This is a genomic window from Neobacillus niacini (assembly GCF_023715785.1).
In the GTDB taxonomy this organism is placed as follows: domain Bacteria; phylum Bacillota; class Bacilli; order Bacillales; family Cytobacillaceae; genus Neobacillus; species Neobacillus niacini_E.
Map to the genome: position 1 here is coordinate 151,928 of NZ_JAMBOX010000005.1, position 13,462 is coordinate 165,389.

At 44.0% G+C, this 13,462-nt stretch carries 15 protein-coding genes and 1 pseudogene; all 16 read right to left on the reverse strand.

Annotated features, from left to right (window positions below):
- Positions 1–83: 83 nt before the first annotated feature.
- Positions 84–1,076, reverse strand: coding sequence for a LacI family DNA-binding transcriptional regulator (locus M3234_RS11815; protein ID WP_262304909.1), 993 nt, complete (start codon positions 1,074–1,076; stop codon positions 84–86).
- 3 nt (positions 1,077–1,079) lie between these two features.
- Positions 1,080–2,135, reverse strand: coding sequence for an aldose epimerase family protein (locus M3234_RS11820; RefSeq protein ID WP_262304910.1), 1,056 nt, complete (start codon positions 2,133–2,135; stop codon positions 1,080–1,082).
- Between the two features lie 16 nt (positions 2,136–2,151).
- On the reverse strand, positions 2,152–3,639 hold the full coding sequence (galT, locus tag M3234_RS11825) for a UDP-glucose--hexose-1-phosphate uridylyltransferase (protein WP_262304911.1): 1,488 nt from the start codon (positions 3,637–3,639) through the stop codon (positions 2,152–2,154).
- Positions 3,632–4,819 carry a galactokinase gene (locus M3234_RS11830; protein ID WP_262304912.1) on the reverse strand — a complete coding sequence of 396 codons (1,188 nt, stop codon included), beginning with the start codon at positions 4,817–4,819 and terminating at the stop codon, positions 3,632–3,634. The genes galT and M3234_RS11830 overlap by 8 nt, the downstream gene beginning before the upstream one ends.
- A 186-nt stretch (positions 4,820–5,005) precedes the next feature.
- Positions 5,006–5,311, reverse strand: coding sequence for an ethanolamine utilization microcompartment protein EutM (gene eutM, locus M3234_RS11835; RefSeq protein ID WP_216638043.1), 306 nt, complete (start codon positions 5,309–5,311; stop codon positions 5,006–5,008).
- 62 nt (positions 5,312–5,373) lie between these two features.
- On the reverse strand, positions 5,374–5,661 hold the full coding sequence (eutM, locus tag M3234_RS11840; protein WP_262304913.1) for an ethanolamine utilization microcompartment protein EutM: 288 nt from the start codon (positions 5,659–5,661) through the stop codon (positions 5,374–5,376).
- Positions 5,662–5,682: 21 nt separating this feature from the next.
- Positions 5,683–6,381 (reverse strand): phosphate propanoyltransferase, encoded by a 699-nt coding sequence (locus M3234_RS11845; RefSeq protein WP_262304914.1) that lies wholly within the window; start codon positions 6,379–6,381, stop codon positions 5,683–5,685.
- 6 nt (positions 6,382–6,387) lie between these two features.
- Positions 6,388–7,893, reverse strand: a complete 1,506-nt coding sequence (locus M3234_RS11850) for an acetaldehyde dehydrogenase (acetylating) (RefSeq protein ID WP_262304915.1) — start codon at positions 7,891–7,893, stop codon at positions 6,388–6,390.
- Between the two features lie 422 nt (positions 7,894–8,315).
- A pseudogene (locus tag M3234_RS11855) lies at positions 8,316–8,570 on the reverse strand (BMC domain-containing protein); the annotation flags it as partial.
- Between the two features lie 17 nt (positions 8,571–8,587).
- Positions 8,588–9,247 carry a cupin domain-containing protein gene (locus M3234_RS11860; RefSeq protein WP_262304916.1) on the reverse strand — a complete coding sequence of 220 codons (660 nt, stop codon included), beginning with the start codon at positions 9,245–9,247 and terminating at the stop codon, positions 8,588–8,590.
- 33 nt (positions 9,248–9,280) lie between these two features.
- A complete protein-coding gene (locus M3234_RS11865; RefSeq protein WP_262304917.1) occupies positions 9,281–9,829 on the reverse strand; it encodes a BMC domain-containing protein in 549 nt (182 codons plus the stop codon).
- Positions 9,830–9,831: 2 nt separating this feature from the next.
- A complete protein-coding gene (locus M3234_RS11870; RefSeq protein ID WP_262304918.1) occupies positions 9,832–11,157 on the reverse strand; it encodes a 4Fe-4S dicluster domain-containing protein in 1,326 nt (441 codons plus the stop codon).
- 17 nt (positions 11,158–11,174) lie between these two features.
- A complete protein-coding gene (locus tag M3234_RS11875; RefSeq protein WP_066320868.1) occupies positions 11,175–11,438 on the reverse strand; it encodes a EutN/CcmL family microcompartment protein in 264 nt (87 codons plus the stop codon).
- Positions 11,439–11,520: 82 nt separating this feature from the next.
- Positions 11,521–12,357 carry an ethanolamine utilization protein EutJ gene (eutJ, locus tag M3234_RS11880; RefSeq protein WP_262304919.1) on the reverse strand — a complete coding sequence of 279 codons (837 nt, stop codon included), beginning with the start codon at positions 12,355–12,357 and terminating at the stop codon, positions 11,521–11,523.
- Entirely contained in the window at positions 12,324–13,028 is a 705-nt protein-coding gene (locus tag M3234_RS11885; protein ID WP_262304920.1) for a cobalamin adenosyltransferase, read from the reverse strand. Before M3234_RS11885 ends, eutJ begins: the two co-directional genes overlap by 34 nt.
- Entirely contained in the window at positions 13,028–13,456 is a 429-nt protein-coding gene (locus M3234_RS11890; RefSeq protein WP_262304921.1) for a EutP/PduV family microcompartment system protein, read from the reverse strand. The genes M3234_RS11885 and M3234_RS11890 overlap by 1 nt, the downstream gene beginning before the upstream one ends.
- Positions 13,457–13,462 lie beyond the last annotated feature (6 nt).

Sequence of the window (13,462 nt, forward strand, 5' to 3'; positions counted from 1 at the left end):
ACTGCAAGGGTTTCTTCATTATCCTAACGCATATAAAAAAGGCAACAATATCCGCCAAAGGTGGAGTATGTCGCCTTTTATGATTAAAAGGAGCTGTCTCGAATAATGAGTTCGGTTGCGATTAATGTTTTTTTGGCCGTTTTTCTACCTTCTATCCTTTCCAAAAGGGTATCAACACCCATTTCCCCCATCAATTCTGTGTAAACCTTTACCGTGCTTAAGGGCGGGAAAACATATTTTGCCACGCTTATATCGTTTACTCCAATAATATTGATCCGTTCAGGAACAGAGATCCCTTCTTCATGCAACGCCCTCAGAGCCCCGATAGCCAGCGAATCGTTCCCGGCCAAAATCGCCGTAGGCAGGCAGTCTCCATGATCCTGGACCACTTTTTTCATAAGGGCATAGCCACTTTCCACCGAGAATGTACCTGTATACATGAAAGCATCATTTAACAAGCCCTGCTCTTCCAAATAACGTTTGAAGGCCCGTTCCCTTGGGTCTTCAATAGCAGAAGTTTGGTCTTTAAATACCTCTCTTCCCCCAATATAGCCAATTTGCGTGTGTCCTTTTTTTAAAAAATAATTGAGAACCTTCACGGCTGCTCTTTCAAAATCTACCACAATACAATCAAATATATCTTCATCAGGAGAGAAATCAACAAAAACAATATTCTCCGAAACAGAAGTTAGATCGCTGACCTGATTGGCACTGAATTTTCCTATGGCAATCAATCCTTGAATTTCATCCTGCTTCATTTCTTCGATGCTATTTTGATAGTACTTGACCACCTGTATTCCATGGTGCCGGCAGCGGTTTTCGACTCCAAGCCGAATCGACATGTAATATAAGTCTTCAAGCTCCTCTTTCTCGGTATGCCATTGAAAAAGGGCAATCTTCCCGATTTCCGGCTTGCGGACACCTGCTTTTTTCTTATAGTCCAGCTCCTCAGCCACTTCAAAAATTCGCTTTTTCGTTTCATCGCTCACCGATAGAGTTGTATCATAATTCAGCACTCTTGAGACAGTCGCAATCGATACGCCCGCTTTTTTTGCTATATCCTTAATTGTCGCCATAAATCAAACCCCTATTTTGTTAGAAAACCGATACTTCGTCGTTGAATAGTATACCTCCTCCGGATTTAAAATGACAGTCGGAAAATCCGGATGGTGGATCGCATCTGGAAACCCTTGCGTTTCCAGACACACACCCAAATAATTCTTAGCCGGAACACCTGATATCGAAAACGGGCCTTCGAGCTTGTTTCCTGTATAAAGAACGACACACGGCTGGTCTGTTGTCACCAAAAGCGATCTGCCGCTTTCCTTTTCACTTAACATGATCGAATTTTCTCCCTCCTGTGTAAAAAGAAGTGGGTGGTCATAACCATTTCCAACAAGAACGTTTTGTGGATGGTCAGATTTCATTCCTGACTGCAATAAACGGCCTTGATTAAAATCAAATGGAGTATATTCGGCCGGAATGATTCTTCCGGTCGGCAACAGATCTTGGCCGAGTTCTAAAAACCGATCGCTTTTTAATTGAAGAATATGTTCCGAGCAAACTCGCTTACCTTCGCCACTTAAATTAAAATACGAATGATTGGTTAAGTTTACTACCGTTTTTTGGTCTGTCATAGCTTCATAGGTAATACTGAGTTCATTCGTATTGGATAAAAGATAAGTAACAGTCGTATCCAGGTTTCCAGGGTAACCCTCTTCTCCGTCGTGACTTCGGTAAAAAAATCTTAAACCAACTAGATCTTTCCGCTCAATCATCTCGGTTTCCCAAATGACGGAGTTAAACCCCTGGTTTCCGCCATGCAAATGGTTCGGAGACTCATTGGCTGCGAGCCGATATTGTTCGCCATCAAGTTCGAAACTTGCGCCTTTTATTCTCCCTGCCACACGGCCAACCACAGCACCAAAGTATGGGGAAAATTCCAAGTAATCTTCAAATTTATCAAACCCAAGCACTACATTTTCCAAAATGCCATTTCGGTCAGGCACGATTATTTTTGTAATCACACAGCCGTAATTCAAACAGGATACGGACATGCCTGATTCATTGGTTAATGTATATTCGATTACTTTCTTTCCATCGTAACTGCCAAATACTCGTTCTAAGATTTTCATTGGTCCTTCACCCAGTTCATGATATTGATTCAATAAATCGATGAAACCCGTCGGCACCCGCAGGATTCCGTTTAAACACGCCAGCGTCTTCTAATACTCTCAAAAACTTACTGCCAACTTCCCCTCTGACTAAAGCAGTTACATTTGATTCATTTGCAGTACTGCTTAAACGCGCCTTTAACTGCTCTGCCCACTCCGAATGGTATTCTGCAACCAAATTCGGTTTTCCAAGGATATATTTTTCAACCTCTGCCAGCTCCTCCTTTAACCGTGGCGGCAATACCGCAAGCCCCATGACTTCAATCAGTCCGATGTTTTCTTTTTTAATATGATGCACATCCGCATGAGGGTGGAATATTCCCAACGGATGCTCTGCACTCGTTCGGTTGTTACGGAGAACTAAATCCAGTTCAAACAGGTTTCCATTTTTGCGGGCAATCGGTGTGATGGTATTGTGAGGGGTCTCCCCCGTCCAGGCGATGATATCAAGCGATTCATCGCTGTATTTTTTCCAGCTGGTTAAAATATACGCGCCTGCCTCGACAAGCGAAGCAATTTGTTCCGAGCGAAGACGAATAACCGACATTGGCCACTTGATCACAGAGCATTTCACATCGGTAAAACCCGTCATTTCAAAGGTCCAATCATCCTCGGCTTTAGCCATGGCAAATTCATAGCTGCCTCCCTGGTAGTGTTCATGTGATAAAATCGACCCGCCGACAATCGGAATATCTGCGTTTGAGCCAAGAAAATAATGTGGAAACTGCTCGATAAAGGTTAACAAGCGCAAGAAGGTTGTCGGACTGATTTTCATCCTGGTATGTTTTTCTGACAGTACAATACAGTGTTCGTTGTAATACACATATGGTGAATACTGTAAATACCAAGGCTCATTTTCCAAATTTAATCGAATCATCCGGTGGTTTGAACGGGCAGGATGGCCTGTCCTCCCTGCATACCCTTCATTTTCGATACAAAGCAGGCACTTGGGATAGGCAGTTTGCTGGATTTTCCGCTCCCGGGAGATACTTTTTGGGTCTTTTTCAGGCTTCGATAAATTAATCGTAATGTCCAACTCGCCGTACTCTGTTGCAGCTTTATACTCAATATTTTTCCGAATCCGGTTCATTTGGATATAATTGCTATTTTTGCTTAACTGATAAAAATACTGGGTCGCGGCTTCCGGATTCTGTTTATAGTTTTCATAAAATTGCCGATTCACTTCGGAAGGCTTGGATATAAAACAATTCATGATATGACTCGACAATATTTCCTTTTCATCAAAAATATCCTCAATAATACCTTGATCGCACGCGTAGTCGTTAATGTGCTCAAGTAAATCGGGAATCGTTAAATGAGCGTTACCTGGATAATCAGATTCCGTAAAATTAGTTAACTGCAATAGTGCCAGCACTTGATTCCTCGCATAGATCACATCTTCCTGCTGTATCAATTTCAGCAACAACGCCCGATTTACCAATTGCTGTACCAGCCAATTAATCATTAGAGCCGCCCCACATTTCGATTTCTTTCGCGCCGTCTCCTATGTTTGCCACATAGAAATCAGCTTGGTAGCCGATTTTTTTAAGATAGGTTGTTCCTACATTGGCAATAAACTGATCAACTGCTTCATTTGCGACGATTCCGATGGCACAGCCGCCGAAACCAGCACCGGTCATCCTCGCTCCCACAACCCCGGGCTGCTGCCAAGCCGCTTCCACCAAGCTGTCCAGTTCTACTCCGGTTACTTCATAATCGTCCCTCAGCGAGATATGCGATTGGTTCATCAGTTGGCCAAATGCCTCGAGGTTTCCGTCTTTCAGCTCCTTGAGAGCCTTTAATGTCCTGATATTTTCATAGACTGCATGCTTTGCCCGCTTGCGGACAATTTCATTTGTAATAAGGGTTTTGTTTTCTTCAAACTCATCTTCGGACAGCTGCCCTAATGCCTCGATGGGCAATTTCTGCTGAAGCTGTGCCAATGCCTCTTCGCACTCACTTCTGCGCTCATTGTACTTGGAATCCGCCAACTCCCGGCGTTTGTTACTATTCATTATGATAATTTTGTGACTTTCCAGTTGAATCGGTGCGTATTCGTACTCAAGAGTCTGGCAATCTAACTGAATCCCGGCATTCGCTTTGCCCATTCCAATCGCAAACTGATCCATAATCCCGCTGTTGACACCGATGAATTCATTTTCGACCCGCTTGCCGATTTTGATTAAATCGATTCTCGGGATGTCCAATCCAAACAAACCGTTTACAAGTACACCTGTTAACAATTCAATCGATGCTGAAGATGACAGACCCGCGCCATTTGGAATGTCACCTTGAATGACACACTCAAAACCGGTTGGAACAGCAAATCCGGCCTCGATGATATAGCGAACCATGCCCTTTGGGTAATTAGCCCAGTTGTGCGCTTTATCATATTCGAGATTATCCAAGTTAAATTCCACGATGCCTGTTTCAGGGAAATTAACGGAGTACAGCCGCACCACCCGGTCCTCACGGCTTTTCGCGACGGCATACGTACCATAGGTAATGGCACACGGAAAAACATGCCCGCCATTATAGTCCGTATGTTCACCAATTAAGTTAATTCTTCCAGGGGCGAAGAACGCTTGTACTGGCACCGAATGAAATATTTCTTTGAAAGTTGTGTTCAGGGCTGTGATGTTCATTTTTTAGTCCCTCCGAAAACGTGAAATTTACTTTCTTATCGCTATTTTACTCCCAGCAGTAAAAACTAACAATTGTTTTTACTAAAAATTTTACTAAAATATAAAACTATAACAAAAAAACATCCATTCTTGTCATTAGAATGGATGTGTTCTAGATTATTAATTCCCCCCCTGCCGCCCGAAAAATTAAACTGTTACGCCGTCTTTTTTCTTTGCAGCTGCAGGAAGGACGATTTCCACCTCTGAATGTGGGCGTGGAATCACATGAACGGAAACCAATTCGCCAACACGCTCTGCTGCTGCTGCTCCTGCATCAGTAGCTGCCTTAACAGCTCCTACATCACCACGTACCATTACCGTTACTAAACCGCCGCCTACATGTTCTTTACCGATCAAGTACACGTTTGCTGCTTTTACCATAGCATCTGCTGCTTCAATTGCTCCTACTAAACCTTTTGTTTCGATCATACCTAGTGCATCGTATTTCATCATTTTTTCCTCCAAATAGTATTATTTTTATAAAATTCGTTTTTTAGAATCCAACAAAATTTCGATTACTTTTCAGTAGCTGCTGTAGGAAGAACTGTTTCTACCTCGGCATGCGGACGTGGAATAACATGAACGGACACTAATTCGCCAACGCGCTCTGCTGCTGCTGCTCCTGCATCAGTTGCGGCTTTTACGGCACCTACGTCACCACGTACCATAACTGTCACTAATCCGCCGCCTACAAGTTCTTTTCCGATTAGGTTGACGTTCGCTGCTTTCACCATCGCATCTGCTGCTTCGATTGCCCCTACTAAACCTTTTGTTTCGATCATTCCAAGTGCATCGTATCTCATTTTTTCATTCCTCCAAGAATATTATTTTATAATTCTTACTTTAGTAGCTGAATTAACACCCATGGCGTTTGCTTCTTCTGTATCAATGTGACATTCAAGAGCAGATGCCGCGTTTGCCCTGATGGCAACATTGTTGAAGATACCCCCGCGTGGGCCAATAAACTCGATTGAAACAACCTGTCCATTTTGTACACCTAAACGCTTTGCATCGTCTGGGGTCATGTGTATATGTCTTTGTGCCACGATTAAGCCTTCCGTAAGCTGCAAGGAACCGTTTGGACCGATTAAGGTGATACCAGGAGTTCCTGCTAAATCTCCGGACATTCTCGGTTTAGAGCCTCTACCAAGCTTATAGGAATCCCCTTCAAGAATTTCCACCTGGGTCTTGCTGCGGCACGGACCGAGAATTCTTACTTTTTCAATCGCGCCTTTAGGTCCGCAGATGATGAGGGTTTCCTTGCAAGCATATTGACCCGGCTGTGACAAGTCTTTCACCTTATGAAGCTGATACCCTTCACCAAACAAAATGTATAAATCCTCTTGCGATAAATGGATGTGCCGATTAGAAATACCAACTGGAATATTATATGAACTCTCTAATACCGGCTCTTCACTCAAATTCGCTGAAACAGCTACCAGTGCCTCTTTTACTTCTGCCGGAGAGATATTAGACTTTACTGCCTCTATTAAAAGCTTCAGAACATCCCCGTATTTGTCCATTTAGACTTACCCCCTTGCCATTGCTGCGACTAACTCGTTAATCAACTTGACAAGCTGTTCATTATTCGCGATATCTATATTTTCTGCCAATGATGCATGTACTTCACTGCTATTTGAAAGCTCAGGGTAGTCAAATGTTGGATCAGCAGAAGCCAATGTACTGCAATCTTTTAATCCGTAAGCCACCCGCTTGATATTGATCAGGTGCATTGGGCTGACGTTTTCGGAAACTGAGCTGCCTCCCCATGTGCCGCATCCAAGTGTAAATGAAGGCGTAAGACCGGTGCTGGCTCCAACACCTCCCTGGGTGCTTCCGGTATTCACTAAAATCCGGGATGCCGGTTTTTTCGCGAACTTCATCACGATATCTTTATTCTGAGTATGAAGGCTCATGCTGTGACCGATACCATTCTGTAGCAGCTGGATACTAAGGTGACAGGCTTCTTCCCAATCTAATACAGTATAAAAAGCTAGAACGGAAGTCAGTTTTTCATAGGAGAGCGGATAACTCGGGCCAACGCCATGCTGCTCACCTATGAGAACCTTGGTTCCTTCTGGAATGGCGATTCCGGCAGCATCAGCAATTACCTGAGGTGATCTGCCGACAAACTTCGCATTCATCGCATGGCCATTTTTAAATAGTAATTGGCATACTTTTGCTGTTTCTTCTGGGCTCATGAAATAACCGCCCTGTTTTTTAAATTCTGCGATAACCTCACCGCGGTTACATGCTTCCACTATAACCGACTGCTCAGAAGCGCAAATCGTTCCGTAGTCAAATGTTTTGCTGGCTAAGATATCCGAAACAGCCTTTTGAATATTGGCAGTTCTTTCAATATAGGCCGGACAGTTGCCAGCTCCAACGCCGAGTGCCGGCTTCCCTTTACTGTAAGAGGCTTTAACAAGACCAGGACCGCCAGTGGCGATGATCATCTTCACCTCATTACATTCCATTAATTCATTGGTTGCATTCATGCTAGGGAGAGAAATACAGCCGATAATGTTGGCTGGAGCACCTGCTTCCACAGCAGCCTGGTTCATAATCTCCGCAGCCTTCATAGTACATTTAGCTGCCGATGGGTGTGGCGAGAAAACAATCGCATTTCGTGATTTAATTGCAATCATTGCTTTAAAAATCGCGGTCGATGTTGGATTTGTCGAAGGTATAATTCCCATTAACAAACCTACTGGCTCCGCAACATCCATCATTTGTTTTACCTCATCATGGGCAATCACGCCAACGGTTTTCATATCTTTAATTGATTCATATAAAATCGTGGAGGCCAAATGATTTTTATAGGTTTTGTCGGCCACCTTACCAAATCCGGTTTCTTCAACCGCCATTTTAGCCAGCATGACAGCATTTTCTTTCGCTGCTTTCACCATGTTGCGTAAAATTTTATCAATTTGCTCTTCTGTATATTCGGCAATTTGCTGTGATGCAGTTTTTCCTAACCGGGCAAGATCTCTAACTGCTTGGATCGACCTTAAATCATAGTCGAAATTTTCCATTAGAGGTTTCCCCCTTTCACAAATCTAGTAGTCTATTTTTTTATGTCTTTTTCGTAATAATTTTTGAGCTCAGCTAACAGCGTTTTCTTATCTGCCTTTGAAATCTCTCTTCCCGCAATACTTAATGTCCTATATTCACGAGCAAGAGTTCGAAGTTTTGTCACTTTGAAACTTGTAATCATCTCAAAGGCCATGTTTAATCCGTACTCTAGAACGATATAATCCATCCGTTCTTTATGGATATCCCCAAGGTCCACGAGCGGGAGAATCGGTCTGTCTTCTTCTACCAAAGTAATCTCAGCTGCTAATTCCCCTTCTACCGCAGGTTCCGTCTCCAAAGGTTGATCAACTTTTACCACTTTTGGTTCTTTAGCTCCCAATGATTGCATTTCCTCGTTCTTTACAGGTCCGATGATTGTGCCCTTCAAATCCCCATTTGGCCTTGGAATGACATGCTTCGAAACCAGCATTTCTTTTTTTAGCTGTTCCACTGCCGCTGCACCGGCTTCCACTGCTGCTTGTACCGCACCGACATCACCGGTGACAGCCATGGTTACAAGGCCGCCGCCTACGAGAGTTTTTTCAATCAGGTTTACATTTGCAGCCTTTAGCATCGCATCTGCACACTCTACCGCTGCCAGGAGGCCTTTTGTTTCAATTAACCCAAGTGCCTGCATGTTCGACCCTCCTTACCTTATACAAGGTCAGCCCAGTTTGCCGGATATGTAGTGTAGAATATTTTTGCCTTATCAGGGGAGCCCCAAACGACCTTCGACCCCTTTGGCACATAAAGTACATCTCCCGGAAGAGCCGTATAGGTCTTTCCGTTAATAGTGACCGTTAACGTACCTTCAATGACATAATCAATTTCCTCGTAAGTTAATTCCCATTCAAATTTTGATTGTTCAATCGTTAAAAAACCGGCACTCATTTGAGATTCATCTTTGCTGACTAATTCCTGGTAGAACACTTTATTGTTTGAATTTCCTGTATCAAAAACGTCATATTTTACGGTATTACCCCTAACAATCTTTAAGCCGCTGTCATCGCGCTCAGCATGATAAGGCGCGGCTTGTAGGTTAAGAGCATCCATCAGACCTTTAAGGAGTCCTTTATTTGCTAGAGCCTTCAGCGCCGTATAAATCATGTCACTGTTTATTTCATCGCCATAGGGATTTGCAGCTACGAAAGGTGCTACATCACAAGCTATTTTTTCAAAAGAAAACTCTATCCCGTAAACTTTTGCTGCATCCTTCGCTGCTGGAGTAATAATTGTGTTTTTATCAATACAAACTACTTTCTGCCCTTGCTTCTCATAAGCTTCCACATCTTTTACGGATATCAATTTCTTCATCCCCTTCACCTCCTCTCAACGGATGGGGAAAAGTTAAAATAAACTTGGAATCAATCTGTCGGATACTGCCGCGATGATCTCGCAATTGACGAGAAGGCCTTTTTCTGCTGCAATGGCCTTTCCTGCTTCCATGCTCTCCTTCACTGCAGCTACATCACCGGTAAACGTGAAGAATGCCTTCCCACCAAGTCCATTGCCCAATCGAAGTTCTAGTGCTTCCACATCAGCCGTTTTTAGAATCGCATCTGCTGCAAGGATCATGGAGGCCAACGAGAAAGACTCGATAATGCCGAGAGCATTGATGCGCTCCGGCATGGTTGTCCCAGCAATCGCTGGAAAAACAGCCGGGCTGACATTCGGGATAATCAATGAATCAACGAAACATTCCTCTGCCAGACGCTCACCTACTGCCACGGAATCCTGAACCGCGGCAACATCGCCGTGAACAATGGCTATATACTTACCCGGGCAAGTGGATGAAGCCGTGACGATTTCAACATCAGCAGTCTTCACCATCTGGTCGGCCGCGTAGATTCCGCGGGCAATACTTGTAAATTCTACAACTCCGATTGCATTCGCCATATTTAGACCCTCCTTATTGCAATATACGCATGTTCAATCTCAACAACCGTTCCGGAAATACTTGCATGGATCGCTGCTCCTAAGCTGTTATCGGGAATTTTCCCAATTAACTGTCCCGCACTCACATTGTCACCAATGGCGACAATCGGAATCGCAGGTGCCCCGACATGCTGGCTTTTAGCGATCCTTACAACCTCCGGATTTACAGTTACGTCAGTCATGGGTGCTGGTTTATCCAAATGATACAAACCCAGCCTTGCAACGAGACGCTTGCTCGGAACCAAGCGAAACTCGCGATTTTTGCGCGCTGTATAGGAAATAGGTACCTTCGTAAAGCGAATATTGTTTTCCATTAATTGCTGCTTCAAATACTGGTTGTTAGACTTTGGAAACAGGCCGATTGGACATGAGAATAATTCACACAAATTGCACTGTGAGCAGAGATAGACCATTTTTTGATCCTCTTGATCCTGCAGGCCATAGTTGGTGACTCTCATCATCTTGTGCGGCTGCAGATCATGTCCAAGCAAGTAGCGCGGGCACATTTCAGTGCACATCCGACATTGCTCGCAGGACTTATTGACTCTCTTCGCTGCTTCCATTGTCGTTGTTTTTCGTTTAATCAGGTTATGCTGTTTTTTTAATATGACCAAGCCCTTGGTTTTCTTTGTTACGTAACCGTCCAAACTGATCATGACTGGCCCCATCATTGGACCGCCATCTATGACGCTGTATTCAGCAAAGTTTTCAATACCGCTCAAACGCAGAACATCGATGATTGGTGTGCCTACCGGAACCTTTACGGTCATCCTCTGTGGAATATCACCGGCAACCGTTATATATTTTTCCGTTACGGGCTTATTCCTCGAGGCATGAAAAATATTTAACGCAGTTTCGGAATTAATCACAACACAACCAACCTCAATCGGGATGCCTGCCTCTGGAACGACCCTTCCTGTCAGTTCGTAAACCAACACCTGTTCATCACCTGCAGGATAGGCATCCTTCAGGCCTCTGACCTCAACGTAGCTGTCCATACCGAGTGCTTTGATTCGCTGGTTTAAAATCTCCACAACTTCTTTATGCTTTTCTTTTATTCCAATCAGGGCTTTCTCCGCGCCAACCAGTCTTCCTGCAGCCTCGAACCCTTTAATGATTTCATCTGGGTATACTGCCATTAATTGCTGATCGACCCGTAGCAGCGGTTCGCACTCCGCTCCATTCAAAAGGATATATTCTGCCTTTGCAGCTAACTTCACATGAGTCGGGAATCCCGCTCCTCCTGCTCCGACGATGCCTGCTTCTTTTACTAAAACTAGAAGACTCAATTTTCCAGCCCCCCTTATCACTTAAACTGACAATCTTCATCTATGATTCCGACAACACATGCATCAACAGGTACGGTGTCATCACCGAGCATTTTCCTGGCCGATGAGCCAGTCGTAACAATCACCCTGTCGCCAATCCCGGCACCAATGATATCGACAACGACTAAGCGTTGCCCTTCATTGCTGCCGCCAATCACTTCAGCAAGCATAAACTTTAACCCGTTAAGTGATTCTGCTTTTCTAGTTGCCCAGACATTATCAATAAGTTTTGCCGTTATCATATTGACACCTTCTTCCACATTATGTTGAAGTCCTTCACAGAATTATTTCTTAAAATAATCCCAGTTTTAGTCCTGCCAGCACCTAATCCATGATTTCCTGTGTGCACTTTAGGGCAATTCCCAATGGAGTCACGAACATTGGATTCCTTGGCTTATGCGTATAAATTCCTGTCTTTTTCTCAATGATCTCCTCGATACCTGCCAGGCAGGCGGTACCCCCAACTAAGGCTATTTCCTTTACGTCATGACCGTTGATATGACGAGTAATAATGGAAGAAATTTTTTCAATAACCGGCTTTAATACCGGCAGTAATTCCTTGTGATTCTTGGGATCACGTTTGTATTGGTCTGCATTGGCAAATGGAAGTTTGTAGGCTCCGGAAATCACCAATGAAAAATGAGTTCCCCCTGTCGGCTCATCCTCGACGTAAACGACCTTGCCATCCTTTAGAATCGAAATTCCTGTTGTGCCTCCGCCAATATCAACAACCGCACCGTTTTGCATTTTGAGTACTTCATTCGCAGCGGACGGTTCATCGAGAAGGTTGGTCAGTTCAAATCCAGCCGCCTGGACAACATTCTTAACCGCCCCACCGTCTAATTCATCTGTGCCCGGAGGAATCGCCGCAGCGGCATACATCAATTGTGAACCTACTTTTACTTCAAGCTCGCGCTTCATTTCACGTACGAGATTCACGGCCCCAATATAATCGACAACCATCCCGTCTCGAACGACATCGGCGTAGCGGTAGGCACCTGCTACAGGACGGTAACTTTCATCCAATACAGCTAACACGACACAAGCTGTTCCTAAATCCACTCCGGTATAGTAAACAGATGACTTACTGACTCTAGGGTTTGCAATCACTTTTTCAAAGTCCTGCACTAACTTGTCGCAGTATTCAAACGTCTCAGACATTCGTTCCCTCCTACCGTCATATGGATGTATTGCGAGAGCGTGTTAATAACCTGGTTCACCTTGCCAATCATATCTTCGTACCATGCCTTTTCCTCGTTATTGCTGTCACTGAGTTCCAGCATCACAGGCTCTAGCTCCTGAAGCGCACTACGAAGTCGATGCAACAGTAACAGTTCCCTGCCTTTTTCAAGCTGCATGTGAAAATCCGTCATTTCAAAACAGTCACCCAGATTGCTTGAAAAATTGCATTTCTTGATCCCAGTGCATTCAATGCAAGGAAGATTTTCAACAGTACCATGCGAATTCACGGCACTTTTTATCGAAGTAAATTGCTTGTAAAGCTTCACGACATGATGAGCAAGAATAACATCATTACCAAGAAGCTCTTCACAGGTTAACAGGAACAAGGCTTCTGTGGATTTCATCTTGCTTTGAAACTGAAGCTTCTTCCAATTCACCTTGTTTTCCACCGGCGACAGTTCCTCAGATAGCCGGTTTGCCCCGTCAGTTTTTTTCTTGGTACTGGCATCGGTCAGCTTAATCCCCTTATCTGTGAGATACTGCCTGCCGCCTGGAGTCAGTCTCGTTCCCGTTCCTACCATATAAGCGGTAAACGGTTCTTTTTTATATAAATCCCTTAAATAACTTTCGGTAATAAATTTCATTTTCATTACCTAGCTTTCTGGTTAAATAAATATTCTTTTAAAGCACTTATTCCAACGCCTTGCTGCACACTTATTTTAAAATATGGGTCTGCTGCGCCAATTTCCTTAAGCTGCTGGATACATTTAGCCTCATTTCCCGGCATTATATCCGCTTTCGTAATGACACCAATAACAGGACATCGAAACACTTTGGCAAAACCGGGCGAATAAACCTCCGCCGGCTTAGATTGGTCAACTAAGATTAAGACTTGGGATGCGTCCTGCATGGCAGATATTAAATATTTGTACATCCATGTATTCTCAATGTAAGCCCCTGGAACATCGATGGTATTCTTGCCATAGATCAGATTCTGCGTTTTGCGAATCGGTTTGTCCTCCTCATTAAGGGCATTGACCAATGTGGTCTTACCGCAGGCGGTTCGTCCGATTACCATGATTCG

What these genes read in the sequence shown, in the direction of transcription:
- M3234_RS11860 (WP_262304916.1), bottom strand. Translation starts at nt 9,247, where the DNA reads ATGAAGAAATTGATATCCGTAAAAGATGTGGAAGCTTATGAGAAGCAA.
- M3234_RS11865 (WP_262304917.1), bottom strand. Translation starts at nt 9,829, where the DNA reads ATGGCGAATGCAATCGGAGTTGTAGAATTTACAAGTATTGCCCGCGGA.
- M3234_RS11845 (WP_262304914.1), bottom strand. Translation starts at nt 6,381, where the DNA reads ATGGACAAATACGGGGATGTTCTGAAGCTTTTAATAGAGGCAGTAAAG.
- M3234_RS11815 (WP_262304909.1), bottom strand. Translation starts at nt 1,076, where the DNA reads ATGGCGACAATTAAGGATATAGCAAAAAAAGCGGGCGTATCGATTGCG.
- M3234_RS11820 (WP_262304910.1), bottom strand. Translation starts at nt 2,135, where the DNA reads ATGAAAATCTTAGAACGAGTATTTGGCAGTTACGATGGAAAGAAAGTA.
- M3234_RS11830 (WP_262304912.1), bottom strand. Translation starts at nt 4,819, where the DNA reads ATGAACATCACAGCCCTGAACACAACTTTCAAAGAAATATTTCATTCG.
- M3234_RS11875 (WP_066320868.1), bottom strand. Translation starts at nt 11,438, where the DNA reads ATGATAACGGCAAAACTTATTGATAATGTCTGGGCAACTAGAAAAGCA.
- eutJ (WP_262304919.1), bottom strand. Translation starts at nt 12,357, where the DNA reads ATGTCTGAGACGTTTGAATACTGCGACAAGTTAGTGCAGGACTTTGAA.
- eutM (WP_216638043.1), bottom strand. Translation starts at nt 5,311, where the DNA reads ATGATGAAATACGATGCACTAGGTATGATCGAAACAAAAGGTTTAGTA.
- M3234_RS11885 (WP_262304920.1), bottom strand. Translation starts at nt 13,028, where the DNA reads ATGAAAATGAAATTTATTACCGAAAGTTATTTAAGGGATTTATATAAA.
- M3234_RS11890 (WP_262304921.1), bottom strand. Translation starts at nt 13,456, where the DNA reads ATGGTAATCGGACGAACCGCCTGCGGTAAGACCACATTGGTCAATGCC.
- M3234_RS11850 (WP_262304915.1), bottom strand. Translation starts at nt 7,893, where the DNA reads ATGGAAAATTTCGACTATGATTTAAGGTCGATCCAAGCAGTTAGAGAT.
- eutM (WP_262304913.1), bottom strand. Translation starts at nt 5,661, where the DNA reads ATGAGATACGATGCACTTGGAATGATCGAAACAAAAGGTTTAGTAGGG.
- galT (WP_262304911.1), bottom strand. Translation starts at nt 3,639, where the DNA reads ATGATTAATTGGCTGGTACAGCAATTGGTAAATCGGGCGTTGTTGCTG.